This window comes from Pseudomonas batumici (assembly GCF_000820515.1).
In the GTDB taxonomy this organism is placed as follows: Bacteria; Pseudomonadota; Gammaproteobacteria; order Pseudomonadales; family Pseudomonadaceae; genus Aquipseudomonas; species Aquipseudomonas batumici.
Window position 1 is genome coordinate 62,810 of sequence record NZ_JXDG01000022.1, and the last position, 23,454, is coordinate 86,263.

General features: G+C 59.5%; 23 protein-coding genes. 13 read left to right on the top strand and 10 right to left on the bottom strand.

The genetic code is table 11. From position 1 onward, the window contains the following. Positions 1 to 246: 246 nt before the first annotated feature. The 3 genes from UCMB321_RS10575 to UCMB321_RS10585 form a co-directional block, all read right to left on the bottom strand. Positions 247 to 633: a hypothetical protein gene (locus UCMB321_RS10575; RefSeq protein WP_040066221.1), complete on the bottom strand. Its 387-nt coding sequence runs from the start codon at positions 631 to 633 to the stop codon at positions 247 to 249. Positions 634 to 675: 42 nt separating this feature from the next. Beyond that, on the bottom strand, positions 676 to 1,086 hold the full coding sequence (locus UCMB321_RS10580; protein ID WP_245220772.1) for a DUF7079 family protein: 411 nt from the start codon (positions 1,084 to 1,086) through the stop codon (positions 676 to 678). A 74-nt stretch (positions 1,087 to 1,160) separates the two neighbouring features. Beyond that, positions 1,161 to 1,508, bottom strand: a complete 348-nt coding sequence (locus tag UCMB321_RS10585) for a DUF6124 family protein (RefSeq protein ID WP_040066223.1) — start codon at positions 1,506 to 1,508, stop codon at positions 1,161 to 1,163. A 445-nt stretch (positions 1,509 to 1,953) separates the two neighbouring features. Between UCMB321_RS10585 and UCMB321_RS10590 the strand changes: the two genes are divergently transcribed. The 3 genes from UCMB321_RS10590 to UCMB321_RS10600 all read left to right on the top strand — a co-directional run bounded on the left by UCMB321_RS10590 (position 1,954) and on the right by UCMB321_RS10600 (position 4,497). Beyond that, positions 1,954 to 2,412: a metallophosphoesterase family protein gene (locus UCMB321_RS10590; RefSeq protein ID WP_040066225.1), complete on the top strand. Its 459-nt coding sequence runs from the start codon at positions 1,954 to 1,956 to the stop codon at positions 2,410 to 2,412. Between the two features lie 139 nt (positions 2,413 to 2,551). Further along, positions 2,552 to 2,908: a VOC family protein gene (locus tag UCMB321_RS10595; protein ID WP_040066228.1), complete on the top strand. Its 357-nt coding sequence runs from the start codon at positions 2,552 to 2,554 to the stop codon at positions 2,906 to 2,908. Between the two features lie 335 nt (positions 2,909 to 3,243). Further along, the gene (locus UCMB321_RS10600; RefSeq protein ID WP_040066230.1) at positions 3,244 to 4,497 is read left to right on the top strand and encodes an arsenic transporter; all 1,254 of its coding nucleotides are present in this window, start codon (positions 3,244 to 3,246) and stop codon (positions 4,495 to 4,497) included. Positions 4,498 to 4,684: 187 nt separating this feature from the next. Here UCMB321_RS10600 and UCMB321_RS10605 read toward each other — a convergent pair whose 3' ends face one another. The 4 genes from UCMB321_RS10605 to UCMB321_RS30680 are packed head-to-tail and all read right to left on the bottom strand — an operon-like array spanning position 4,685 to position 7,262. Further along, positions 4,685 to 5,305, bottom strand: a complete 621-nt coding sequence (locus UCMB321_RS10605; RefSeq protein ID WP_040066233.1) for a hypothetical protein — start codon at positions 5,303 to 5,305, stop codon at positions 4,685 to 4,687. Continuing rightward, positions 5,295 to 5,894: a hypothetical protein gene (locus UCMB321_RS10610; RefSeq protein ID WP_040066235.1), complete on the bottom strand. Its 600-nt coding sequence runs from the start codon at positions 5,892 to 5,894 to the stop codon at positions 5,295 to 5,297. The genes UCMB321_RS10605 and UCMB321_RS10610 overlap by 11 nt, the downstream gene beginning before the upstream one ends. A gap of 4 nt (positions 5,895 to 5,898) precedes the next feature. Then, entirely contained in the window at positions 5,899 to 6,909 is a 1,011-nt protein-coding gene (locus UCMB321_RS10615; RefSeq protein WP_157015903.1) for a hypothetical protein, read from the bottom strand. Continuing rightward, positions 6,906 to 7,262 carry a hypothetical protein gene (locus UCMB321_RS30680; RefSeq protein WP_157015905.1) on the bottom strand — a complete coding sequence of 119 codons (357 nt, stop codon included), beginning with the start codon at positions 7,260 to 7,262 and terminating at the stop codon, positions 6,906 to 6,908. Before UCMB321_RS30680 ends, UCMB321_RS10615 begins: the two co-directional genes overlap by 4 nt. On the opposite strand from UCMB321_RS30680, the gene UCMB321_RS10620 reads away from it, so the two are divergent. Further along, positions 7,252 to 7,488 carry a type II toxin-antitoxin system ParD family antitoxin gene (locus tag UCMB321_RS10620; protein WP_040066355.1) on the top strand — a complete coding sequence of 79 codons (237 nt, stop codon included), beginning with the start codon at positions 7,252 to 7,254 and terminating at the stop codon, positions 7,486 to 7,488. The genes UCMB321_RS30680 and UCMB321_RS10620 overlap by 11 nt on opposite strands. 324 nt (positions 7,489 to 7,812) lie before the next feature. Here the strand turns inward: UCMB321_RS10620 and UCMB321_RS10625 are convergent, their stop codons facing one another. Continuing rightward, positions 7,813 to 8,517 carry a hypothetical protein gene (locus UCMB321_RS10625; protein WP_040066240.1) on the bottom strand — a complete coding sequence of 235 codons (705 nt, stop codon included), beginning with the start codon at positions 8,515 to 8,517 and terminating at the stop codon, positions 7,813 to 7,815. Between the two features lie 310 nt (positions 8,518 to 8,827). On the opposite strand from UCMB321_RS10625, the gene UCMB321_RS10630 reads away from it, so the two are divergent. Continuing rightward, positions 8,828 to 9,013, top strand: coding sequence for a hypothetical protein (locus UCMB321_RS10630; protein WP_040066243.1), 186 nt, complete (start codon positions 8,828 to 8,830; stop codon positions 9,011 to 9,013). Next, positions 9,010 to 9,957, top strand: a complete 948-nt coding sequence (locus UCMB321_RS10635; protein WP_040066246.1) for a DHH family phosphoesterase — start codon at positions 9,010 to 9,012, stop codon at positions 9,955 to 9,957. The genes UCMB321_RS10630 and UCMB321_RS10635 overlap by 4 nt, the downstream gene beginning before the upstream one ends. A gap of 20 nt (positions 9,958 to 9,977) precedes the next feature. On the opposite strand, the gene UCMB321_RS10640 is transcribed toward UCMB321_RS10635, so the two are convergent. Next, positions 9,978 to 10,253: an RsiV family protein gene (locus tag UCMB321_RS10640; protein WP_280806651.1), complete on the bottom strand. Its 276-nt coding sequence runs from the start codon at positions 10,251 to 10,253 to the stop codon at positions 9,978 to 9,980. 100 nt (positions 10,254 to 10,353) lie between these two features. Between UCMB321_RS10640 and UCMB321_RS10645 the strand changes: the two genes are divergently transcribed. The 7 genes from UCMB321_RS10645 (at position 10,354) to UCMB321_RS10675 (ending at position 22,405) form a co-directional block, all read left to right on the top strand. Continuing rightward, complete coding sequence (locus tag UCMB321_RS10645; protein WP_040066250.1) at positions 10,354 to 10,782, top strand: hypothetical protein; 429 nt, start codon at positions 10,354 to 10,356, stop codon at positions 10,780 to 10,782. A gap of 425 nt (positions 10,783 to 11,207) precedes the next feature. Next, positions 11,208 to 12,821: a ShlB/FhaC/HecB family hemolysin secretion/activation protein gene (locus tag UCMB321_RS10650; protein WP_245220773.1), complete on the top strand. Its 1,614-nt coding sequence runs from the start codon at positions 11,208 to 11,210 to the stop codon at positions 12,819 to 12,821. Positions 12,822 to 12,832: 11 nt separating this feature from the next. Then, the gene (locus UCMB321_RS10655) at positions 12,833 to 13,354 is read left to right on the top strand and encodes a toxin-activating lysine-acyltransferase (protein ID WP_040066254.1); all 522 of its coding nucleotides are present in this window, start codon (positions 12,833 to 12,835) and stop codon (positions 13,352 to 13,354) included. 24 nt (positions 13,355 to 13,378) lie between these two features. Further along, on the top strand, positions 13,379 to 21,151 hold the full coding sequence (locus UCMB321_RS10660) for a hemagglutinin repeat-containing protein (RefSeq protein ID WP_040066257.1): 7,773 nt from the start codon (positions 13,379 to 13,381) through the stop codon (positions 21,149 to 21,151). After that, positions 21,148 to 21,474 (top strand): hypothetical protein, encoded by a 327-nt coding sequence (locus tag UCMB321_RS10665; protein WP_040066259.1) that lies wholly within the window; start codon positions 21,148 to 21,150, stop codon positions 21,472 to 21,474. The genes UCMB321_RS10660 and UCMB321_RS10665 overlap by 4 nt, the downstream gene beginning before the upstream one ends. Before the next feature lie 24 nt (positions 21,475 to 21,498). Further along, positions 21,499 to 21,825 carry a hypothetical protein gene (locus UCMB321_RS10670; protein ID WP_040066261.1) on the top strand — a complete coding sequence of 109 codons (327 nt, stop codon included), beginning with the start codon at positions 21,499 to 21,501 and terminating at the stop codon, positions 21,823 to 21,825. 34 nt (positions 21,826 to 21,859) lie between these two features. Beyond that, positions 21,860 to 22,405, top strand: a complete 546-nt coding sequence (locus UCMB321_RS10675) for a hypothetical protein (protein ID WP_084614907.1) — start codon at positions 21,860 to 21,862, stop codon at positions 22,403 to 22,405. A 146-nt stretch (positions 22,406 to 22,551) separates the two neighbouring features. Here UCMB321_RS10675 and UCMB321_RS10680 read toward each other — a convergent pair whose 3' ends face one another. Continuing rightward, on the bottom strand, positions 22,552 to 23,451 hold the full coding sequence (locus UCMB321_RS10680; protein WP_040066359.1) for a LysR family transcriptional regulator: 900 nt from the start codon (positions 23,449 to 23,451) through the stop codon (positions 22,552 to 22,554). Positions 23,452 to 23,454 lie beyond the last annotated feature (3 nt).

Here is a 23,454-nt window from a genome sequence, read left to right on the forward strand (position 1 = left end):
CGGTCGATGCAACACAACTAAATTCTGTGGAAGCAGAAGGAGTGTTGCATCGACCGGTTGAATCCACAACCCAAAGCAGCTATTTGACCTGCGAACACGATTCCTAATGTGCATACCAGTGAACTCTGGAGGCGGATGCCGTCGTATAGGGCGAGCACGATGGCGCTGGCCTGTTGTGCGGATAACATCGGTACGCGTCCTTGTGTAGTGAATGCCGCTGTCAATGCGGGTCCTTGTCCACTCGCTTTATCGGCGATGAAGCCCCGTAGCGTTGCGCCAGTACAAGGTTTGTTCGTACTGGAAGCTGATGAGGAAGTGGGCTGAGCACATCTGGGCAATGGACTGGGCTATTTTGTCCAGATCGTCCAAAGGAGAATGCCCCTCCGGTGCGGGCCCCTTTATTCTGATGTTACAGCGTAGAGCGACGCGCAAATCCATACCCTTCGTATCCTCTGCATGAATCGCAGAGTCGGTGATCGCGCTAGGGGTCCACACCGCTAGCCCGGAAATAAAAAAAGCCTCTAGAGCACCGTCAGCGATGATGACTTCACTGGCGCCAGCTTTTTCCAAGGCCCGACCCAGTGTCGGAATTGTCAGTGCATCATCAGCTTCGAGAGACAGATCAAGACCCACTTTGAACCCTCCTTTGTCCTGCATTGAATTGTGAGTGGATTTTCAGGCATACGCTGATGGGAGCCGGGCTGCCACACGCTCCCAGCATCTGGCGATTTCTTTGACAAGGCAACTGTCGCCGTTGGTGGCCTCAGGTTCGTTGATGACCGTGAGGTGCTCCAGTAGCCAGTCATCTGGCCAGCCAACCCATTCCCCTGCGACACTCTTGAGGTTTCCTTCAAGAACTGGGAAGACTTCACCCCACAGAATGTTGTGAACCTCTTTGGGAGAATACCCGCTCTCGAGAACGACATGGGCAACGTAGTCAAAGGTTGAACCGTCGATTTCGGTATCCAGAAACAGTGATGAAAGCGCTTGCCAGATCTTCAGGCGGTTTGCGTCAACAGCGTTCACTGATGGCTCCTGAAGAGGGGGGATGTGTTTGAGATGCTGGCGGATGAATTCTGTACTCATGGAGTACATTTTTGAAGCATGGCGATGATTCGGTTAATGACCATCGCGGTGTTCCGTGTAGCTACTGAGCCTTGTCAGGCGCCAGCGTTGACGACCTGTCCATCCAGCACCGAGTCCATTTTCAGCTGCGCCAGCTCAATCAAGTGCACCACACCCATCGCCACCTTGCGGTTCGAACCGGTTTGGTTATCGGCGTTTTCATAGGCCGTGGCCGCAGCGGATTGCAGAATCGAGTAGACGTTGACCAGGGCGTCTTCCTGATTCCTGGGGTCAGGTAGATGACCATGCAGCACTGTGTGTGGGGCAGCTTTCGAGCCTGCATCCGGACCGAGGTTGTAGTGAGACAAAGCCCGGTCGGCGATACGTGGATCGATGTTTTCAACGTTGGGTGTTGCAGGTGGATTGGGGGTGATCTTGAACATAGAGTGGGTACTCCCGATCTGTTTAGGGAGCCGCCAACATCGCTGCTAAACGAGGGGGTGGCAGCCGTACGCAGGTTAGCAGACCGGTGATCAGGAAAACCGGCGCACCGAAGTGCCCTGCGCACGACCACCATAAAACGGAGGCTGAAAAAAAGCGCCTCGTAGAAGGTGGCGCCGTGCGCCTGATCACAATGGGCTGCTAAACCCGATCACTGAATTTGCAGTGACGAAATGAAGCCTAGCCCTGAGATCAGGCGCAAACAAGCGGTCAGGATTTTCTAGGAAATTTCATTCAAGTGAAAGAGAGTTCTCTTGCTGGCCGCGAAAGAACCCTTCATCTCGAGACGAATAAAAATGATGAGTGCCAAGAAGTGCGGTTCCATAAACGCCTGATGCACTTGTGGGTACACTGGCTATCCAGTTCTAACCCGTTGCGGTGCCCTGCATGAAAGTTGGCGTGATTTCCGATACTCACGGCCTTCTCCGTCCTGAGGCGCTGGCTGCCCTGAAGGGCTGCGAAAGGATCATTCACGCCGGCGACATCGGCAAGCCTGAGGTTCTTGAGCAACTGGCCGCTATCGCGCCACTGTTCGTTGTGCGCGGAAACAACGACCAGGACGCGCCCTGGGCAGACCATCTGCCGGACCTTCTACGGCTTGACCTGGGCGGATGGCGTGCCTTGCTCGTGCATGACATGGCGGATGTTCCAGCCGTGCTTGATGAGGACATCAGGCTGGTGATCACCGGCCATTCGCACAAGCCGCTCATACAATGGCGCGGTGAAACCTTGTATCTCAACCCTGGCAGCGCGGGCCCACGGCGTTTCAAGCTTCCGGTGACACTGGCGCTGCTGGAGGTGCTTGAGACCTCAATTGAGCCTCACTTGGTTTCGCTTCTGGAATGACTCGGTATGCCGATCCATCTCCGTCATGGGCGTTTGCTGTGGGTATAAAAAAGCCCGACACCCACCACAATTTGCTCCAACGCCACACAACGGTCGATGCGTTATTATCGCCTCTTCGAAATCAGCCAAGGAGGCACCCATGAGCGTTCGTGGTAAAGACCGACAGATCGACAACATTGAGTTCAACGTCGGCGACATCGCCCGTAGCAAAGCCTTCTACGGCGAGGCGTTCGGCTGGACATTCGTCGATTACGGCCCTGCCTATACAGAATTCAGTGATGGCCGCCTTACGGGTGGCTTCACTACGGGAGAGCTCGTTCGGCCCGGTGGCCCGTTGATCATCTTGTACTCGGATGATCTCGACGAGGCGCAGCGTCGGCTCAAAGCCTTGGGGGCTGTTATTTCCCGCGAAACATTTTCGTTCCCTGGCGGAAGCCGGTTCCACTTCATTGATCCAGATGGCTATGAGCTGGCCGTTTGGACAGCTCAGCCGTAGGTCCCAACTTCTCTCCGTTTCGTGAGCAGGACATGGGACGTAACTTCTCTCGGTCTCCGAGGGTCAAAGTGGAAGGAGCGTTACGGGTCGCCCAGCAGCAGTTGCTCAGCTCCAATCAGCAGATCAGGCGCTGTATAACGCTAAGGCGGCTGGACGGAACCGGCTCGCTATTGAATTGAGCGCTAGTCATTGCACCAGAGCGTTTCACCTAACTGCCATGCCGGAAACCCGTGATAGCTCGGGCAACAAGATTGACACCCCGGAGCCCGCCATCATCCCCACGGCCGTCACCTGATCATGCCGCGCCGAGTCTTGTATTGACCTGAGTAAACTGCATGCTTGTATTTGATTCATCCTCGCTCATCTGGACCGTGGCCGCCGTTGCGACCGGCGGGGTCATCCTGCGCCCCTGGCGCGTGCCGGAGTATGTCTGGGCGGTCAGCGCCGCTGTATTGCTGACCGCGTTTGGCCTGGTGCCGCTGCACACGGCACTCGCCGCCGTCGCCAAGGGTGGCGATGTGTACCTGTTTCTGATCGGCATGATGGTGCTGGCCGAACTGGCGCGCCAGGAAGGGCTGTTCGACTGGCTGGCCATGTACGCGGTGCAGCACGCCAGGGGCTCCGGCCAGCGCTTGTTCGACCTGGTGTTCCTGGTGGGGACACTGGTCACGGTGTTCCTCTCCAACGATGCCACGGCCGTGGTGCTGACCCCGGCGGTGTACGCCGCGTGCAAGGCGGCCAAGGCCGAGCCGCTGCCTTATCTGTTCGTCTGTGCCTTCATCGCCAATGCCGCCAGTTTTGTGCTGCCCATCTCCAACCCGGCCAACCTGGTGGTGTTCGGCAGCCAGATGCCGCCGTTGCTGGAATGGCTGCGGCAATTCACTTTGCCGTCGCTGGCCGCCATCGGCCTGACCTACCTGGTGCTGCGTCTGGCCCAGCGCAAGCAGATCCGCCAGCCCCTGGCGACGGCCATCGACGTGCAACCGTTGTCCAGCGGTGCACGCCTGTGCGCGCTGGGTATCGTGCTGACAGGCGTGCTGTTGCTGGCGACCTCCGCCTTGGACCGGCAGCTCGGCTTACCCACCTTCTGCGCCGGCATCGCCACGGCCGGGCTGATCCATTTGCGTCAACGGCGCAATCCGATGCCGGTGCTAAGAGGCGTGGCATGGGGCGTGTTGCCGTTGGTCGCGGGCCTGTTCGTGCTGGTGGAAGCGGCGGCACAGACGGGTGTGATTGACCGCCTGGCCCATGGTTTGGCCGCGCTGGCGCGTGGCTCCGAGGTCCAGGCGAGCTGGAGCGCCGGTGTGGTCTCTGCCATCGCCGGTAACCTGATGAACAATCTGCCGACCGGCCTGATCGCCGGCTCCGTTGGTCATATTGTCGATTTGCCAGTGCGAACGACTGCGGCGCTGCTGATTGGCGTCGACCTCGGGCCGAACCTGTCGATTACCGGCTCCCTGGCCACTTTGCTCTGGTTGGTTGCCATTCGCCGTGAAGGCGAACACGTCGGTGCCTTGGACTTCCTGCGCCTGGGGGTGCTGGTAATGCCTGCCGCCCTGATCGGGGCGCTGTGGTTGCTTCATCTATGAAGTGGGTGTGCTTCGGTAGTGACGCGATAGTCTGCTGCCCTCACGAAAGACGCCAGTCTGTACAGGTATCGCCACATGATCTTGCACTATCCGGTGTAGCTTGAACGCCCCCGTTCCTAGTCTCGGCAGCAGCGTGATCAAGATGGCCAACATCAAGCCCGATTGACGCCGGCGATCCTGTGGCGCGCTACACGGCCCGAACGGGCCGGTTCGGCGCCAGCGGCGAACCCAGGTCCAGGCAGCGATAGACGGCCTCCGTGACGCGTTGCCTGCGTGTGGGGAACCCGGCTTTCCAACGCCAGCGAGTGATGTACAACGGAACCGCGAAGAGCAGCCATGCACCGACGCACAGGCCGCCCAGAAAGAGCCAGGACTCGCTGTTCGTTGCCGTTCCCGTCACCGCGCCCATGCAGGCGCCCATTCCGAGAATGGCCATCAGCAGGGCGGTCAGTGCCAGGACGTAGCGGTGTTCGCTTCCGGGCGGGATGCGTGTCGCGGCGTAAGGCTCCGAAGTGCCTTGCCAGGCGAAGTGTGCGATGTAGACACCATCGTCTTCCAGGTTGCGCAGGGCGTACACCCAGCGCTCGCCGGTCGGTGTGAGGGGCGTATCCAGCACCGCCAGCTCGACGCGGTCCCCTTCGGCCAGGAAGGGTGAAGTCGGGTTCCATGAGCGCTCATTGGTGAGGAACCACATCGATTGGCCATCAACGTCGAAGCTGTAGGCGTTGCCCCGCTTGTAGAGTGACTTGGCCGTCAGCTTCTTCAGCCGTCCTTCGACGCGCTGGATGTCGGGCAGTTCAGCGGCCATGTGCTTGCGCCCCGCAGTACTTCATCATCACCGATGCCATCAACTGCAAGGTCCGCCTGCGACTGAAATTCTCCCAGAGAGCACTGAAGGAAAAGGCGATCTGGAACAACGAGAACATCAAGGTTGCCATGGCCAGGGCGCCGACGATCAGGAACGGGAAACTCCAGGCAGACTTGATCTGGAGAGCCAGGAAGAGCGTGGCAGCCCCTATCAGGCCGCCAGCTGCAGCCAGCCGCAGCGCGCGGGGCAGCGAGCTCCATGTCTTTTCGTTGCGCAACTGCGTCGGCTCGGGTGCAATGGGTTGCTGCGCGCCTTGCGGCAGCAGCCAGTCGAGTGCGTGCGTGCCATCGTGCATCTCGAAAACGCCGGCCACCACCGGCGTACGCTGGTCGGTCAGGGCCTGCAGGGTCTCGGGGCTGGTGTTCTGCTCGCGCAGGCGAGCGTCGACCACGATGCCGTCGAGAGCAAACCGCACTCGGCCGATATCCATCGACGTGGTGATGGCGACACGGAAGTTGTCGAGCGGGCCTTCGAGCACCTTGATCGCATGCGCCCGGCGATCCCGCTTGATGGAAATGAGCTCTTTCATGATTTCAGCTTCCTTCGTCGAAGCGAATCCATTCGATGGGATCGTCACGCCATGCGGGTATCGCGGCGGCGCGTTTTTCTCGTTCGTCGCGGTTTTCTTCCTGGGCCTCTTCGGGGATGTCCAGTCGCTGCTGCTTGGCCCATTCTGGATAGCTGGCTCTTAGTTCATCCACGTACTTGCGTCTTTCGCTCGCGTGGATGGCGATGCCGTATTGCAGGTCGAGGGACTTTGGAGTGGCGCGCAGGGTGTTGTGGGCGGGCTCGATGACGAAGTCTTCCAGTTCCTTGCCGGTCAGCCGGTCCGCAACGAGGTGCGGATTGTTGATGCGTTGCGCCGGGCCGCTGCCTTGCGGCGGCAGCGGCGCCGCAAGGATCACGCCGTAGAAACCGGGGCGCGTCAGCAGGCGACGAAGGGCAACCTTTGCCTGTTGGCTGTCGTCGTTGTAGGCCTTGAGACCGATATACAGGACATGATTGCGCACGGCTGCAAACGCAAAGTTGTTCTCACCGCTGCCAGCGTTCAAGACCGATGGAATCTCCACATGTCTCAGCGCGAACGACCTGCCACCGTCCATCGAAAGCTCGACGCGGATGTAGTAGCAGTGGGTCTGCAAGCGTTCTTCCAGCGTGGAGCCGCGAAGGCATTCCTTTTTAAGGTCGCGAGAGACACCATACTGCAGGAATGCGACCACCTGGCGATCGTCGCTCGAATAGCGGATGGGGATGTTGTCGCCGCTGTTCAGGAACAACGGTCCCATCGGTGTGAGCACGCCCGTGCGGCGATCGAAGTAGCGAATGTTCTTCGACACCTGACCGCGATAGTCGAGGGATTGCTGCGCCAGCAGATACCGCTCGCCGCCAAGGTCGCTCAGGACATATTCGGGCCCTCGGATGGGGTAGGCCACGGTGTACGAATACTCCATGCCGTCATTGAGGGATAGATAGACGCTCTGGTGGGTGCATCCTGCGAGCAGCAGTGCAGTGACTAGTGTGCAGAGGCCGGTTTTTTTCTTCATGCTGTTCTCGCAAGGGCATGGCCTGCAGCCACAGCATGAGGTCCATCTGTGATTTCGGCACGGTAGCGATGAGGGGGCAGAGCTACTGTTCTCGGCCAACTCTCGATATTGCGCAGGCCGTTGTCAACAGATACAGCTCGAAGGCTGTCGAAGTGCAGCGCGTTTGCCTCGGAATCATGTGCAAAAGCTACTTTCTGGCTGAACCCTTGGTCAGCCAACAAAAGTTGAGCCATTTGCTGCCGATCCAATGGCAGGCCGGAACATTTCGATATGCCTTCTGCACTGGCGGGCCAGGGCGATGGGGGTATGCTTTGGCAAATTTTGTCAAAGACGGACAAAACCATGAGCACCATGAACATCTCCCTGCCGGATGCCCTCAAGTCTTTTGTCGATGATCAAGTGAGCCATCGAGGCTACAGAACCAGTAGCGAATATGTGCGGGAACTGATTCGCAAGGATCAGGATCGACAGCACTTGCGTGGTCTGCTGCTGGCTGGGGCCGAATCGGCTCCCACTGCTCCTGTGGATGGCGATTACTTCGAATCCCTACGTGCCAGGGTTCGGACAGCTCGAGGATGAGCACATTGATGTGTGGCGCGTTTTACATGGCATGCGGGACATTCCTGAATCGCTGGTTGAAAACAGCTCCCATTAATTTCAGGGATTGTGCTGGGCCCAGGGCGCACCGACCTACGTTCCCAATCGTCCGGGTTGGAAAACCGTCCGATTGATTGAGGTCGTAGCTCTGAAAGAGATCAAGCACTTGGCAGCTTGATCTCTTTTTCGTGTAAGGGCTGTGCAGAGCTGTGTGTCAATGTCTGGCAGACGGTTGGCGTTTTCGCACAGTCTGGGCCGATTACTGGCCGTCGCCAAAGTCAGCAACCGACCCAAGCGCTCATCCAATCACTTGGCAGCAGTGTCCTTCTGTGGGCTATTGGTGCCATACAGTGACAGATGATTGGCGATGCACATATCGAACGCCTCTACCAGGAACAGGTGGGGCTTGGAGGCCACAGGCGGAACCAGGCAGCGGGTGGTCACACGTTGCCCAAGCATTTCCGTATCGATATAGATGAGATTCACCGGCGCCTTTTTCGGATTCTCCTCTTCACTGAAATACGCACGGGTGTATTCCTCATCGCCTGCGGTTTTTTCAAGCAGCGTGCTGTCGATGCGGCTGGTCAGAACGTCTCCGGCAGGAAACTTCTTATCCGCCATGAGCGCAACGCCGATCGGGCCGGTGAACCCGGCAAGAAGTGCGTTCTTGCGCAGTTGCGACTGTATGTTGGCGTAGGTCGCAAAGTGCAGCACCTTGATCGTCGGTTGGCTGCTCAGCTCCGGAAACTTCTCATAGGCGCGATGGGCCAGCAGTCGCATGCCTGTTGGTTTGGTCGAGCCGTCCGCCATACGATAAATGCCGTAGGCACTACTGGTGATCAGAAGGCTGAAGATTTCTTTTTCGCTCTCGCTACGTGGGCGCAAGTCCTGAATGGTGATTTTGTCGGACTGCTCGATTCCCGGAAATACCGGCGGAGGCAGCGAAGGCTGGCTGGCGCAACCCGCAATGACGAGCGCGGAGGTCACGAGAAGGGTTTTCAAAGCGTGCATAAGACGTCCTGTTGTCTGTTGTCAGGGGAAATGGAAGAGCTTTGGATGGACTTCGAATTTCTTGCAGGGGGGATGAAGCATCCTGGGTAGACCGTTACTGGCTGATCTGAAAAAGCTCATGCAGGACGGTCATTTTCATAACGAATCAATAGAGGCAGTATGCCATCACTGAGCTTTGTCCGGTACTGAGTTGTTCGACCAGCCGTTGAAAAAGGCCGACAAGGGCAGCGATACGCCTCGACCAGCATGGCATCTTTTGGCACGCTGATACGCTGTTTTAATTATGGAAAATGGATTTTAAGGAAAGCCAATGTCGATACGGAACCGGGAAACGTTTGAACGTATGCTGCAAGCGATGCTGGGCGGGATCACTGGGGCCACCGTGCGTATTTCCATCGACGAAGAACAGCGTCAATTCGCGTATGGGCGGATTCTGGAGGGCATTGCCCAGGCGCTGAATGCTCCGGCAGCTCACGTTGTGGTCCACGTGTCATGAGGGTGGTGACCTCCGGCTCGGCGTACCTGGACATCGACGCATACGCCTGTTGCATTGCGTACGCCGAGCTGTTGAATCACCAAGGCGTCGAGGCTCGGGCCGTCAGTAGCGCACCGCTCAATGCCAGCATCTCCAGGACCGTGCTTGGCTGGCAATCATCTCTGGACGATTACCGGCCGAGAGCAGGTGATGAGTTCGTGTTGGTGGATGTCTCCGACTACCACCATTTCGACCCGGTGGTGGTGCTCGATCAGGTGGTGGAAGTCATTGACCATCACCCCGGCTTTGAAAGCTATTGGGCGCAGAAACTCGGATCTGCGGCAGACATTCTGCCGATCGGCGCAGCGGCGACTCAGATTTTTCAGCGTTGGGAGGCGGCAGATCTGTTGCCGCTGATTAGCGAACAAAGTGCTGCGTTGCTGGCCACGGCGATTCTGGACAATACCCTGAATTTCACAGGGCAGTTGACCACCCAATCGGATATCCGGGCTTATGACGTCCTCGCGCGGCGGGCGAAACTGGCAGAGGACTGGCCCGAACGGTATTTCTCCGAGTGCCAAGCCTCGATCGAGTCGGACCTGATTGGTGCGTTGGCGGCTGATATGAAGCGGCTGCAAGCCGAGAGCAACCTGCCGCAGGTTTTCGCGCAGATGACGGTGTGGGATGCCGCTGCGCTGATCCGAACGCATCGCTCAACGATCAGTCACTGGCTGGCGGCGCAGGGTGGAGACTGGCTGTTGAACGTCATCAGCATCCGCGAGTGCAAAAGCTACTTTCTGGCTGAACCCTTGGTCAGCCAACAAAAGTTGAGCCATTTGCTGCCGATCGAATGGCAGGCCGGAACGGCTGTGCTTGAGCGCTCGCTGTTGCGTAAGGAACTGTTGAGGTTGGGCTTGGCCCGCATCTCCGTTGCAGACGCTATGCCGCAGATAGCACGAAGTTGAGCCGATGACATTTACGAAAATCAGGTCTGTGCCGGGATCGGCGCGTTTGGCGCAAGAAAGGGCTTCAGGTCGCGCCACGGAATGATGACCTCGGTCGTCCCAAACGCGTAGGCGAGCACGGCGTATGGGTTAATAGTAATCAACAGGCCGTCTTGCGTAAGCGTCCAGTCATGGATGTTGGTTGCTACGCGCTCGACCTGCTTGCGTTCCACTTGCGCGCCGTCAGCTTTCTTTTCGATGACCTCGTAGCTTCGATCGGTCAAAAAGTCTTTCCAAGCGGTGCCCATGTTGAACAGATCCGAAGCTTCAAGGGCATGGAGGTGCGCTTCTGGCCGAAAGCACTCTCGTCACCAGTGTTAGACTGCGCGGCTTCCAGACCCAATCATGGACGCGAAAATGGTCGAAAAGATAGTGAAGTCGAAGCTGGTCAATTTTCTGGTGGCTGACGCCCAGGTGGATTACGACACCGTGAGCGATCTGTACTCCGTAGCCGAGTGTGGTGATGTGGACGCGGTTGCCGATGTGCTGGAGGCCTTCAAGGAAGCTTACGGAGGGTTGTGGGTTGGCGGGAAGATGGTGCTTAGCCAAACTGCAGTTCGCTTGAGCGCCAATCTCATGAACCGCATCGTTCAGGAGGGGACCCTGGATATTGAACTGCCATTGGCAATGGTTCGAAAGGTCAGTGTTGAAGGTGGGTTTGTGACGAAGATAGTGCGTCTGGATACCGACGCTGGCAGCGTTAAATTTCGGTGTTTCGGTGCGAAGGACATCGCCTCGCTGATAGAGAAGATGATCATTTCACCGGCCTCGATACTCACGCGGTAAGCGGGGTTTGTGGCGCCCGCCCAACGGCCAGGCTACGGAGGAGGGCGCTTCAATCAGTCTTGCGGATCAATCGCCCAAGTCACCTATGACGGTGGTATTGAACGGCCTTTTCGGTGAACGACCCGCTATTTTCCTTGAGTTAGAGCTTTCAAGCTCAAACCCCAAAGCTCTCCGACGCGGATGACTTTGCGGATAACGTCTCAATGCAATGCATTTGCATGGCACTTTTTTGTCTTTGTGATGACAAAGCCTGCGCTAGCAGGAAGCTTCACTCACAAGGATGCGAAATGTCTTTCGACGCTCTAGTCAGAGTCAGAACAAAACCGTCTGGTTTGCGGCGCTCTTGCGTTGTTAACTGTACTGTCGTTGGTTTTCTTGCCAGCCTTCCTGTGCTGGCGGCTGAACCTCGGGCGCCAGCCCAACAATTGCTGCTTCAGCAACAGCGTGAGCGTGTTCAGCGCGAGCAACTGGAGCCTTCGCCTGACGTTCGCCTAGAGGCCCCGCAAGACAGCGCCAACCACCTGCGATTGCCGCTGAATGAAGCGCCCTGCTTCAAGATCGACCACATCGAACTCAGCGGCGACCAGGCTGAAAATTTCCAGTGGGCCCTGCAGGCAGCCAATTCTGCGGACGATCCAGTGCAAGGGCACTGCGTCGGCGCCGGCGGCATCAACCTGATTATGAAGCGCATTCAGAATGCGATCATCGCACGCGGCTTTATAACCACCCGTGTGCTTGCGCAAGCCCAGGACCTGAACCAGGGCACCCTGTCGCTGGTGCTGGTACCTGGCCGTATCAAGCACATCCGTTTTGACCAAGGCACATCCTCGCGTGCCAACTCCTGGAACGCCATGCCGGCCTCTCCCGGCGATGTGCTGAACCTACGGGATATCGAACAGGCACTGGAAAACTTCAAACGTGTGCCTACCGCAGAAGCGGATGTGCAAATCACGCCTGCCCAAGGCGAGGATGCGCAGCCAGGGGACAGTGATGTAATCATCGCCTGGCGGCAAGCGATTCCGGTACGAGTAAGCCTATCGGTGGACGACTCCGGCAGCAAGCAAACCGGCAAGTACCAAGGCAGCGTGGCGTTGTCGCTGGACAACCTGGCCACCCTCAATGACCTGTTCTATTTCAGTTTCAACCACGACCTGGGCGGCGGCGAGAGCGGCGATCGTGGTTCCAAGGGCCACACCGTGCACTATTCGGTGCCCTACGGCTATTGGCAACTGAGCCTGACTTCCAGTGAGTACGACTACCACCAGACGGTTGCTGGGGCCAACCAGACTTACTCTTATCAAGGTAGCAGCCGCACGAATGAGATCCAACTGTCGCGGGTGATCTATCGCGATGCGGTGCGCAAGACCACCGTGTCCCTCGGCGGATGGAGCCGCACCTCCAGCAACTTTATCGACGACACCGAAATCGAGCTCCAGCGTCGGCGCATGGCCGGCTGGCAGGCCGGGATCAACCACCGTGAATTCATCGGCACCAGCACCCTCGACCTGGGACTGCATTATCGCCGTGGTACCGGCGCCCGGCATGCCCTGCGTGCGCCGGAGGAAGACAACGGCGAAGGCACCTCACGCTCGCAGATCATTTTCGCCAACGCGCAATTGCAGGTGCCGTTCACCCTGGCTGAGCAACGGCTGCGCTACATCGCCGGCTGGCGTGCGCAATGGAACCGCACGGCGCTGATCCCGCAGGATCGCTTTTCGATTGGCGGGCGCTACACCGTGCGTGGCTTCGATGGCGAGCAGATCCTTTCGGCCGAACGCGGCTGGACCTTCAGCAATGACCTGGGCCTGAGCCTGGCCAACACCGGCCAGGAACTGTACCTGGGTGTGGATTGTGGCGAAGTCGGTGGACATTCGACCCAGTACCTTTCGGGCCGGCGCTTGGCAGGTGCAGTGGTTGGCCTGCGCGGCGGTTACAAGCAGTTTTCCTACGACATCTACACCGGCAAACCCCTGGAAAAACCCAAAGGTTTCCAGACCGCCGATGTGACCAGTGGCTTTAGCGCCAACTGGTCATTTTGAAGGAGGCCACCGTGCACCACGACACCCTGGAGGTGCTCACCCCTGAATGGGCCGACAGCCCCATCGACGAAGCCCAGGTGCTGGGTTCGGCGGTATGGCTATGGATGCACTCGACGAATCATCAAGATGCTCCCTTGCACAGCCTGTCGACCCTATTGTTGCCGGCCATCAAGAAGCGCCAGTTCATTTTGATCAGCGAAGCAGGCCGCCCCGTGTTTTTCCTGTCGTGGCTGAACCTCAGCGCCGAAGCCGAGGCGCGCTATCTGCGCGAGCCAGCGGTGTGCTTGCCTCCGGCGGACTGGGACAGCGGTGACCGGCTGTGGATCAACGACTGGGTCGCTCCGTTTGGCCACACCCGGTGTGTCAGCAGTTTGTTGCGCCGTCGCCTGTGGGCCAGGCGGATCGGCCGCTCGCTGTATCACCGGGGCGAAGAGCGCGGGATGCGCGTCTTGAATTTCCAGGGCATCGCCGTCCCGGATCTGGAGGCGCAAGCCTGGTTCGCCACACACCCGTTACCCGGTCACGCGTTCTGATCGACCACCGCGCAAAGGATTTGCATGAATAAGCATCTGTACCGAATTGTTTTCAACAAGGCCCGCGGCCTTCTGATGGTGGTGGCAGAAAATGTGAGGAGTGCCTGCAAGGCACCTGGTACCACGAGCGCCTTCACCCTGGTCAGCACTGCCGTGGCGACGTTTACACCGCTGCGGTTTGCATTGATGGTCGGCATGGGCTGGGTAGCGCTGGTCATGCCGGCGCATGCCCAAGTGGTGGCTGATGGCTCGGCCCCGGCGGGCCAGCGCCCGACCATCGGCGCCGCCGGCAACGGTGCGCCGGTGGTGGACATCACCACTCCCAGCGGGGCGGGTGTGTCGCGTAATACCTATCAGCAATTCGATGTCGACAAGCGCGGTGTTATTCTCAACAACGGCGTGACCAACAGCCAGACCCAACTGGGCGGCTGGGTCGAAGGCAACCGTGCGTTGGCAAACGGCAGCGCACGGGTGATTCTCAACGAGGTCAATTCAAGCAACCCCAGCCAGCTGCGCGGGTTCGTCGAAGTGGCGGGTTCCAAGGCCCAGGTGGTGATTGCCAATCCGTCCGGCATTGCCTGTGAAGGCTGCGGCTTTATCAACGCTGATCGGGCGACGCTGACCACCGGACGCGCCCAGTTCGAGAATGGTCAGATCACGGGCTATCAGGTTTCGGGGGGCAAGGTCAGCATCGGTGGTGCGGGCATGGACGCGAGCCAGGCCGACTACACCGAGATCATTGCCCGCACGGTCGAAGTCAACGCGGGCATCTGGTCGAAAGACTTGAGCATCAAGGCCGGTGCTACCGATCGGAGTCGGACAGACGCCCCCGTTGTGGCCATCGATGTGGCGCAGTTGGGCGGCATGTATGCCGGCAAGATCACCCTGGTGGGCAACGGTGCCGGCATCGGCGTCCGCAATGCCGGGCAGATTGGTTCCAGTGTCGGAGAGGTGGTTATCAGTGCCGATGGGCGCATTGAGAACCACGGGCAGATCAGCAGTGCCACTCAGCTGACGGTCCAGGCTGACAAGGGCATCGACAACAACGGCACGCTTTTCGCCCAAGGCAAGCTGGAGCTGAACACCTCCGGTGATATCGACAACCGAGGCATTGTGTCCGCCCAAGGCGATACCCGCCTCACGGCCAAGGGCGCGAATTCGGCGATTCGCAGTCATGCAGGTTCTGCACTGGCCGCCGGCGTCGACAGCACCGGCAAGTTGGGCAGCGCCGGCTCGCTGACGCTGACATCGGCCGGCACCCTGACGGCCAAGGGACAGAACCTTGCGGCGCAAACCTTGAGCGCCACCGCCACGCAAGTCGACCTCAGTGACAGCCAGACCTCCGCCGACACCGTCGAGTTGAAAAGTACCGTCGGGAAACTGGACCTGCGCCGCAGCCACCTCACCGCAGGCCAGGCCCTGACCCTGCATGCCAATCAGGCACTGCTCAGCGATGCCGCGCAGTTGGGCGCGGCACAAATGACCAGCACCGCGCTGGACCTGTCCAACGTCGGCGGCAAATGGGTGCAGACCAGCAGCGCTGGCATGCGCGTCACTGTCACCCGTAATCTGGACAATAGCGGTGGCATCTTCGCCAGCGGTGGCGGCCTCTATGTGAGCGCCGACACCCTTGGCAACCAGGGTGGCCTGATGCAGTCCGGCGGTCTCGGTGACCTGTATGTCACGGCGCGCCAGCAACTGGATAATCAGAACGGCAGGCTGGTGACCGCCGCTCAGTTGTCCCTCAGCGGCGGCACCCTCGATAACCGTAGCGGGCAGATCACCGCAGGCGGTGCGCTGGACGTCAACGCCCGGCAATTGAACAACGCCAAGGGCACCGTCGCGGCCACTCAAACGCTGACGGTCAAGGCCGCCAGCCTCCTGAACCAGGGCGGCACCCTCGGTTCGGTATCCGGCGACCTGATCCTCAACAGTGACGATGAGATACTCGACAACCGTGGCGGCCACCTTGAGGCTGCTAAGGCATTGACCCTGAACGCACGGGGCTTGAACAATACGGGGGGCGCGGTGACCGCCGCGCAACTGCGAATCGACACCCTGGGCCAGCAACTGGATAACGGCCTCGGCACACTCAACGCCAGCGATACGCTGACGCTCGACAGCGGCGCCCTGAACAACGACGGCGGCATCGTGCAGGCCAAGTCGACTCTGCGGCTGGACACGCACGGGCAGTGGCTGAGCAACCGCGATTCAGGCACCAACGCTGGCATCCTCGGCCAGCGTGACGTCAGTGTTCGCGCCGGCCGATTGCTTAACGACCAGGGCTTTATCGGCAGCGCAGGCACCTTGCAAGTCGACGTACAACAGTTGAGCAACCAGGCCGGCCTGTTGCGCGCCGATGGCCAACTGGCGCTGAGCGCGGCCAGCGTCGACAACCGTACGACCCAAGGTGCCAACCAAGGCATCAAGGGCAACTCGGTGAATATCGAGGCCGACTCGATCGACAATCGTGGCGGTTTGATCGTTGCCGATCACGCGCTGGGCTTGAAAGGCAGCGGCACCGTCGACAACCAACAGGGGATTGTTTCCGCCGGTGGCTTGCTGAAGGTGGCCGATCGCAATCTGTCGCGTAAAACCCAGGCCATACGCAACGACGCGGGTAAGCTGATTGCCGGCCAGTCGCTGGTTCTCGACAGTGCCCACTACAGCGGGAACGGCAAGGTGCTCAGTCTGGGCGACCTGTCGTTCCGGCTGGCGGGGGATTTCATCAACACCGGACTGATCCAGGCCAACGGTGGTCTGTCGATGGACACCAGCGGCCGCCTAACCAATCAGGGCATCTTGCAGGCTGGCAGTCTGCTGCGGGTGAACGCGACAGACATTGATAACACCGCCGGCGGCAGCCTGATCGGCCAGCAGGTGCGAGCGACGGCCAGCCAGCAGTTCGACAACCGCGGCCTGATCGACGGCGCGGCCACCCGCCTCAGCACCGCGGCCCTGAACAATCTGGGTGCCGGGCGTATCTACGGTGATCACCTGACCATCGCTGCCGACACTCTCAATAACACCCTCGAAGGTGCAACGGCCGCCACCATCGCGGCGCGTAACCGGCTCGATATCGCCAGTCAGTCCATCAACAACCGCGAGCATGGTTTGATCTTCAGTGCTGGCGACATGGCCATCGGCGCGCTGCTTGAGGCTAACGATCAGGCCACCGGCCAGGCGCAGGCGCTGAACAACACCAGCGCCACCGTTGAGGCGTTGGGCAGCCTGAGCGTGAATGCGAAGATCATTCGCAATACCAACGAACACTTTGCCACTGAACGGTCAGTGCTCTCCCGTGACGTATTGCAGGAGTTCCAGCTGTCAGGGTCAACCAATCGCTACACCCCATCGCAAGTGTCGACTTACAACGATGAAGTCGAGCACCTGGTGACCCCGGAGGGAATCCGGGATCGGTGGAACCGCTATGACTACACGCGCGAGGTTACCGAAACCCGGATCGTCAGTTCTGATCCTGGGCAAATGCTTGCTGGCGGCAATATCAACTTGACCGCCGATCACGTGCTCAATGACAAGAGCCGGATTGTCGCCGGTCAGGCCCTGACGGCCAGTGTGGGCACTGTGGTCAACACCGAGGTGACGGGCGAGCGGGTCACCACCGACAATGGCACCCTGACCAATTTCTACCGCATTCAACGCAAGGGGCGTGACCGCCAAGGCCGTAACACCACGGCCTATACACCGGCACCATTGATTCAGCAGATTTCCCTGACCCCTACGGTGTTTACCGAGTATACGGCCATCAATGGCCGCAGTACGCAGGTCGGCGCGTTGGTGTTGGCCAAGGTGACGGATAAAGCCGCAGGTACCGGGGATCTCGCCAGTGCCGGAAGAAGCTATGTCGTCAGCCCGATCAGTCAGGTGCAAGCGCTGACCCAACAGAATACCGCAGGCGTGGTGGAGCAGATTCGCACCGGCGGCTTCACCCCCGACCTGCCCAACAGCAGTCTGTTCCACACCAATGCCAACAGCACCGTCGGCTATCTGGTAGAAACTGATCCGCGATTTACCAATTACCGTCAGTGGCTGTCGTCGGACTACATGCTGCAGCGCCTGAACCTGGACCCGGCGCTCACCCAGCAGCGTGTGGGGGACGGTTTCTATGAGCAGAAGCTGATACGCGAGCAAGTGGTGCAACTCACTGGGCGGCGTTTTGTCGACGGCTACGCCAGTGACGAAGAACAGTATCGTGGGATGATCGACAGTGCTGTCACTCTGGCCGATAAGTGGAAGCTGATTCCGGGCGTGGCGCTGACCGCCGAGCAAATGGCGCAGTTGACCAGTGACATCGTCTGGCTGGTCGCCAAGGACATGACCCTGGCCAGTGGCGAAGTACGCCGGGTACTGGTGCCGCAGGTCTACGTGCGAGTCCGGGAGGGTGATCTTGATGGCGCCGGCGCTCTGATGGCCGGGCGCAGGTTGAACCTGGACGTGCGCGGGGATTTGGTCAACACCGGTAGCCTTTCAGGGCACGATGGCGTGAACATCAGCGTGCAGAACCTCGACAACCTCGGTGGCCAGATTCAAGGCAACGACGTGGCGCTCAGTGCCAGCCAGGATCTGAACAACATCGGCGGCCTCATCAGCGCCAACAGCCGGTTGGCCCTCAGTGTCGGCAATGACCTGAATATGCGCTCGATCACCACTGACAGCCAGAGCGATCAAGGCACCCGTACCGCCTTGTCGCGGGTAGCGGGGCTGTACGTGTCGGCACCGGCGGCCAGCCTGATTGCCACCGCCGGCCACGATATCAACCTGCAAGCCGCTCAAGTGAGCAACACCGGCGTTGGCGGCAAGACCGCGCTGGTGGCGGGTAACGACATGACCTTGGGCACTGTCGGCGAGTCCTACACCCAGGCCAATCAGTGGAGTGGTAACAATTGGCGCAAGGAAGCCGGGCGCAATGAAGTCGGCAGCTCGTTGCAGGCGGCCGGGGATATTCGCTTGGGCGCAGGTCGTGACCTGCATGCGCGTGGTGCCGAAGTCAGCAGTGCGGCTGGTGCGGTGGCAGCCAGCGCAGTGCGAGATATCAACGTAGAAGCCAGCGAGCGCTTCAACAGCGCCGATGAGGCGCACAAGGTCAAGGGCAGCAACGGCCTGTTATCCAGCAAGACCACCACCACCCGCGATACGGTCAGCCAGACCATCGCGCAGGGCTCGACATTCAGTGGCGAGCAAACGGTGATGCAGGCTGGGAACAACATCGCAGTTACAGGCAGCAATGTGGTGTCTACGTCGGGCACGGTGCTGGTGGCCGGCAATGACATCAAGGTGCAGGCCGCCACCGAGCACCTGAGCGAACAACACACCAAGGATGTGAAAACCAGCGGCCTGTTCAGCGGCGGCGCAATTGCAGTCACCGTGGGCTCCCAGCAACAGACCAATGACGACCGCAGCCGCCAAAGTACAGCCGCCGCCAGTAATATCGGGGCAACGGACGGTAATGTACTGGTCAGTGCGGGTGGCGAGTACCGTCAGATCGGCAGCAACGTCACTTCGCCCAAGGGCGATGTGTCGATCGAAGCGTCCGAGGTCAATATCCTGGAAGCTCGCAACCTCAGTTCGCAGCTACAGGAACAGCGCTTCAAGCAGTCGGGCGTCAGCCTGACCCTGACCAATCCGGTGGTGAGTGCGGTACAGACCGGTCAGCGCATGAAGAAAGCCTCAGCGCGTACCGACGACAAACGCATGAAGGCTCTTGCCGCGTTGAGCACCGCGTTCGCCGCCAGCGATGCCTATACCCAGGTGATGGCTGACCCGGCGGCAATGGGAGGGATCAACCTGAGCATTTCCCTGGGCGCAAGTCAGAGTCAGAGTAAAAGTGAACAGACCGGCAGCACCGCGGCCGGTTCGACGGTCGCGGCAGGGCATGATGTCTCGATTGTGTCCAGCGGTGGCACCCGTAACAACGACCTGACTGTGCAGGGCAGCCAGATCACGGCGGGTAACGATGCGTTGTTGAAAGCCGATGGCAATATCCTGCTGGTGGGTGCGCAAAACACCATGGAGCAGCACAGCACCAACAAAAGCACCAATGCCAGCATCGGCATCGGGATTTCCTTCGGTGGTGAGAAAAACGGCCTGAGTTTCAACGCTGCAGCCTCCCAGAGCCGGGGCAACGCCGATGGTAACGACCTAGTCTGGAGCAATACTCATCTCACTGCCGGCAACCAGGTAAGCCTGATTTCCGGCAAGGACACTGCCCTTCGCGGCGCTGTGGTGTCAGGCGACAAGGTCAAGGCTGACGTCGGTGGTGACTTGAATATCGAGAGCCTACAGGACACCAGTACCTTTGCTTCCAAGCAGAAAAGCCTGAGTGCTGGCATCAGCATTTGTATCCCGCCGGTATGTGCCGGCGCCTCCAGCGCCAGTTTCAGTTCCAGCAACACCCAACAGAAGTCCAATTTCGCCAGTGTGATCGAGCAGTCAGGCGTCCGCGCCGGCGATGGTGGCTTTGACATCACCGTCAAGGGCAATACCGACCTCAAGGGGGGCCTGATTGCCAGTTCCGACAAGGCCATCGCCGACGGCAAGAACAGCCTGACGACCGGCACCCTGACCGTAGCCGATATCCACAACGTGTCCGAAGCCAGCGCCAAGACCTCGGGGGTTGACCTGAGTTCGGACATGCTCGACGGCAAACTGGGCACCGCCAAGGCGCTGCTCGCCAACAGCCTCAACAATGCGTCGGAGTCCGGCTCCCAATCCAGCGACACCCGCAGCGCGGTCAGCGCCGGCACGTTGGTCATCACCAATGCCGAACGTCAGCGGCGGGCCAACGACATGACCGTCGACGAGGCCATTGCCCGTCTGAACCGCAATACCGAGACCGCCCATGTCGCCGTGGAGCGCCTGGATGTGGCGAAAATGGGGCGTAAGGTTGAAGCCGAGCAGGAGATCAAGCGTGAGTTGTATCGCCAGATCGCGTTGCTGGCCGATGAAGCTTATCGCAAGATTTTTATTGAAAAGGCCAAGGTGTATGAGATCGAAAAGGACCCGGATGGCAAGGCGTTGATCAATGACAACGGTAAGGTTCAATATCGCGAGTTGAGTGACGAAGAAAAACAACACCTCAAGGCTGGGCCAGATGGCAAGGTACACATTGCCAACAACGGTATTTTCAACGACGCCAATGGTGCAGCCAAATACGCCGAACAACACAGCACTGCCGATGCCGGGCCGCAGTATTTGATCCACTTCGAGAAAGCCAACAACTTCACCTCCGAACTGATGATCGCGGCGTATCAGAAATCGTTCGAAAATGATTTCTGGGGGCTGTCCAATGCCACGCTGCAAACCAAAGACTACATGGCCCAGTTCGGCCAGAGCGGGCTGCATATCGATGGTCACAGCCGGGGCACGATGACTAGCGGCAATGCCATGGAGTCGTTCATGCGTGACTCGTCTAACATCGGCATTTTGAGTGGCACCTCCATGAACTTCTTCGGTGCCGCCTATGGGGTTGAAAAGGCCGACAAGCTGCTAGGTGTATTACAAGATCGAGGCAGTTTCAGCTTCGAGGCACAGCGCGAAGCGATGGCGTTGCAATACCAGATTCATGCCTTCGACCCCGTGGGTCGGTTTCCGGTGGGGAATAACCCTGGTACGGGTGGCACGATCCCGGACGGCAGCAATCGCGTTTGGGAGTGGCTGAAGGTGCTGGGTGGCGAGAATACCGTTCACAATTGCTACGGCCATGGCGGTGACACGTGCAAGCCTTTTTGGAGTGACTCGCCCGATGGCATGCCACACTTTGTCAGAGTCAAACCATGAGGAAGAGCGCCATACTCAAGGGTAATCTGCTGTTGAGTGCCTGCGCTCTGTTACTCACCGGCTGTACGTTTACCCCCTTTCAACCACCGCCTCCGGAGTTCACCAAGTGGCAAAAGAATGGCGCCTCGGTGGAGGACGTCAAGAGTGGCATGCGTGCTTGCGGCTATACCAACCTGGCGGGTACGGGGGACAAGACGCCGATTGACCAGGCACTTAAGCGGTTCTACTGCATGAAGGATTCGGGCTTCACCCGCAAAGATAACCTGGACCTGTGCAAGCAAGGCCGTATTGGCGAATCACCGATTTGTGAAGACCGCCGATAACTCATCATGAAAAGGAAACAGGGAATGAATAACACACGCAATGGACTGTATGGGCGCGCGCTGGTTTTGGCAGCCGTAGGGTTGGGCGGTTGCGCCTCGTCAGCGACTATTACCGGCGAGCCCGGGGTGAAGATGGGCGATACCTATGCCCAGGTGCTCGCCGTGGTGAGCCGCAACAATACCGTGACCAAACAGGTCGAGGGCGAAGGGTTCCGGGCTGAAGGTTACTCGCCGATGTTCAAGGATTGCCGCACCAAATATTTCATCTTCCAGGGCGCCGATGGCTTGCAGCGAGTGAGCTTCGAGCCAGCGCCGCAGTTGTCGGTCAATCAGAACTGCCGCCAGCCGTAACCGGTCCTTACTTCACCTGCGAGTTGATTTGCTGATGATGGTTTTGCGTGTTATCCCTGCAGTGCTACTGGTGCTGCTTACGGGGTGTGGCCAAGTGGCGAACGTGCGTTCTCTCTCCACTTCCTACACCCCCCCGCAGGCAGGCGAGACCGCCCGTGTTCGGGTGGTTACAGACGGCCTGGTGCGCGCGGTGCCCGGGCGCGATTGCCTGGACTGGAATGCCCCGGGCGCGGGTGTGATGGCCTCGGCGAAATCCGGTTTCCCCGATCACAATGGCGAAAACCTGGGCATGCCAGGGCCGATTTATTCGTGGGCGGGTGCGGTATCGTCGGAACTGCTAGTACCGGCGAACAAGCCGATCGCGTTTCATTACCTGGGGCGACTGCAATACGCCCGCCAATGTTTCAAGACCATGACCTTCGTGCCCCGGCCTGGGGTGGACTACAGGGTGCAGGCGTCCATATCGGAAGACTGTTCGTTCCAGTTGGATGAACTTCCAGCAAACGGTGGTCGATGGGTGGCTGTCGAACCGAAGCCTGATGGGAAACTGTCGATGTGTAACGCGATGGATAACTTCTAGTGATCTAGGATCGATACTTTTGTATTCGTGGACAACTGGCAGGGGGCGGTGGTGGCGATGTCGCGCTGGAGATCAGCCCGTGCCTTCCAGGTAGCGTTCCCCGCTGAAGCGGCTCCCGAGCCCCTGGCCGATGAAGATGTGCGAAATTATTCCATTCCGATCGTTTGTTTGATCACGTCGACAAAAGCCCCGACCAGCGGGCTGCGCTCTCGTTTGCGCGTCAGCACCAGCAAGGGCGCAGTGGCCTCAGGCTCTGCCAGGGGCCGATAGGTCACGCCCCGCTTGGCCAATGTCTGGGTGCACTGGGGCACGACGGCGACGCCACGGCCCGCAGCGACCAAGGCGATGATCGAGGTGATCTGCTTGCCTGTGGGCGCCGGGCGGCGAGTCAGCGCATGGCGGCGATAGAGCGTCTCCACGATTTCATTCAGCCCGGAACCATAGTCCGCGGGGAACGCGATCAAGGGATAGACGCTGAGCTCGGCCAGCGTCACCTGCTCCTGCCGGGCGAGGGGACTGTCACTGGCGATGGCCGCCACCAGTGGCTCGTTGTCCAGACAGATGGCCTGAACGTCGGTGTCATCACCGGGTGGCTGCATGCGGCTCATGCCGATGTCCAGGCGGCCCTCGATGATGTGTGCCCATTGGGTGCTGGAGGCGCCTTCTTCCACGCTCAACTGGACGTCCGGATACGAGGTGCAGAATGCCTGGATGGTCTGGCTGAAAATGTCCGAGAGGGCAATGGAGCTGGCATAGCCTACCGCCAGATGGCCCGCGGACCCTGCCGCCAGCTTGCCGGTGATGGCTGCGGTCAGATCGACTTGCTCCAGTACGGCACGGGCGTAGGGCAGAAAGTGGCGGCCTTCGGAGGTGAGTGTGACGTTGCGGGTGCTGCGGTCGAACAGGCGAAAACCCAGTTCCGCTTCCAATGCCGAGATCTGTCGTGTCAACGGTGGCTGGGCGATGTGCAGGCGCGACGCTGCACGGCCAAAGTGCAACTCGTCGCTGACAGTCAGGAAGTAGCGCAGCCGGCGCAGGTCGATCATGTT

Excerpts from the sequence above, each read along its gene's own strand:
- UCMB321_RS10620 (WP_040066355.1), top strand. The coding sequence starts at position 7,252 with ATGAGCACCATGAACATCTCCCTGCCGGATGCCCTCAAGTCTTTTGTC.
- UCMB321_RS10660 (WP_040066257.1), top strand. The coding sequence starts at position 13,379 with ATGAATAAGCATCTGTACCGAATTGTTTTCAACAAGGCCCGCGGCCTT.
- UCMB321_RS10590 (WP_040066225.1), top strand. The coding sequence starts at position 1,954 with ATGAAAGTTGGCGTGATTTCCGATACTCACGGCCTTCTCCGTCCTGAG.
- UCMB321_RS10630 (WP_040066243.1), top strand. The coding sequence starts at position 8,828 with ATGTCGATACGGAACCGGGAAACGTTTGAACGTATGCTGCAAGCGATG.
- UCMB321_RS10675 (WP_084614907.1), top strand. The coding sequence starts at position 21,860 with ATGATGGTTTTGCGTGTTATCCCTGCAGTGCTACTGGTGCTGCTTACG.
- UCMB321_RS10585 (WP_040066223.1), bottom strand. The coding sequence starts at position 1,508 with ATGTTCAAGATCACCCCCAATCCACCTGCAACACCCAACGTTGAAAAC.
- UCMB321_RS10680 (WP_040066359.1), bottom strand. The coding sequence starts at position 23,451 with ATGATCGACCTGCGCCGGCTGCGCTACTTCCTGACTGTCAGCGACGAG.
- UCMB321_RS10615 (WP_157015903.1), bottom strand. The coding sequence starts at position 6,909 with ATGAAGAAAAAAACCGGCCTCTGCACACTAGTCACTGCACTGCTGCTC.
- UCMB321_RS10610 (WP_040066235.1), bottom strand. The coding sequence starts at position 5,894 with ATGAAAGAGCTCATTTCCATCAAGCGGGATCGCCGGGCGCATGCGATC.
- UCMB321_RS10670 (WP_040066261.1), top strand. The coding sequence starts at position 21,499 with ATGAATAACACACGCAATGGACTGTATGGGCGCGCGCTGGTTTTGGCA.
- UCMB321_RS10605 (WP_040066233.1), bottom strand. The coding sequence starts at position 5,305 with ATGGCCGCTGAACTGCCCGACATCCAGCGCGTCGAAGGACGGCTGAAG.
- UCMB321_RS10645 (WP_040066250.1), top strand. The coding sequence starts at position 10,354 with ATGGTCGAAAAGATAGTGAAGTCGAAGCTGGTCAATTTTCTGGTGGCT.
- UCMB321_RS10665 (WP_040066259.1), top strand. The coding sequence starts at position 21,148 with ATGAGGAAGAGCGCCATACTCAAGGGTAATCTGCTGTTGAGTGCCTGC.
- UCMB321_RS10595 (WP_040066228.1), top strand. The coding sequence starts at position 2,552 with ATGAGCGTTCGTGGTAAAGACCGACAGATCGACAACATTGAGTTCAAC.
- UCMB321_RS10625 (WP_040066240.1), bottom strand. The coding sequence starts at position 8,517 with ATGCACGCTTTGAAAACCCTTCTCGTGACCTCCGCGCTCGTCATTGCG.
- UCMB321_RS10600 (WP_040066230.1), top strand. The coding sequence starts at position 3,244 with ATGCTTGTATTTGATTCATCCTCGCTCATCTGGACCGTGGCCGCCGTT.
- UCMB321_RS30680 (WP_157015905.1), bottom strand. The coding sequence starts at position 7,262 with ATGGTGCTCATGGTTTTGTCCGTCTTTGACAAAATTTGCCAAAGCATA.
- UCMB321_RS10635 (WP_040066246.1), top strand. The coding sequence starts at position 9,010 with ATGAGGGTGGTGACCTCCGGCTCGGCGTACCTGGACATCGACGCATAC.
- UCMB321_RS10580 (WP_245220772.1), bottom strand. The coding sequence starts at position 1,086 with ATGAGTACAGAATTCATCCGCCAGCATCTCAAACACATCCCCCCTCTT.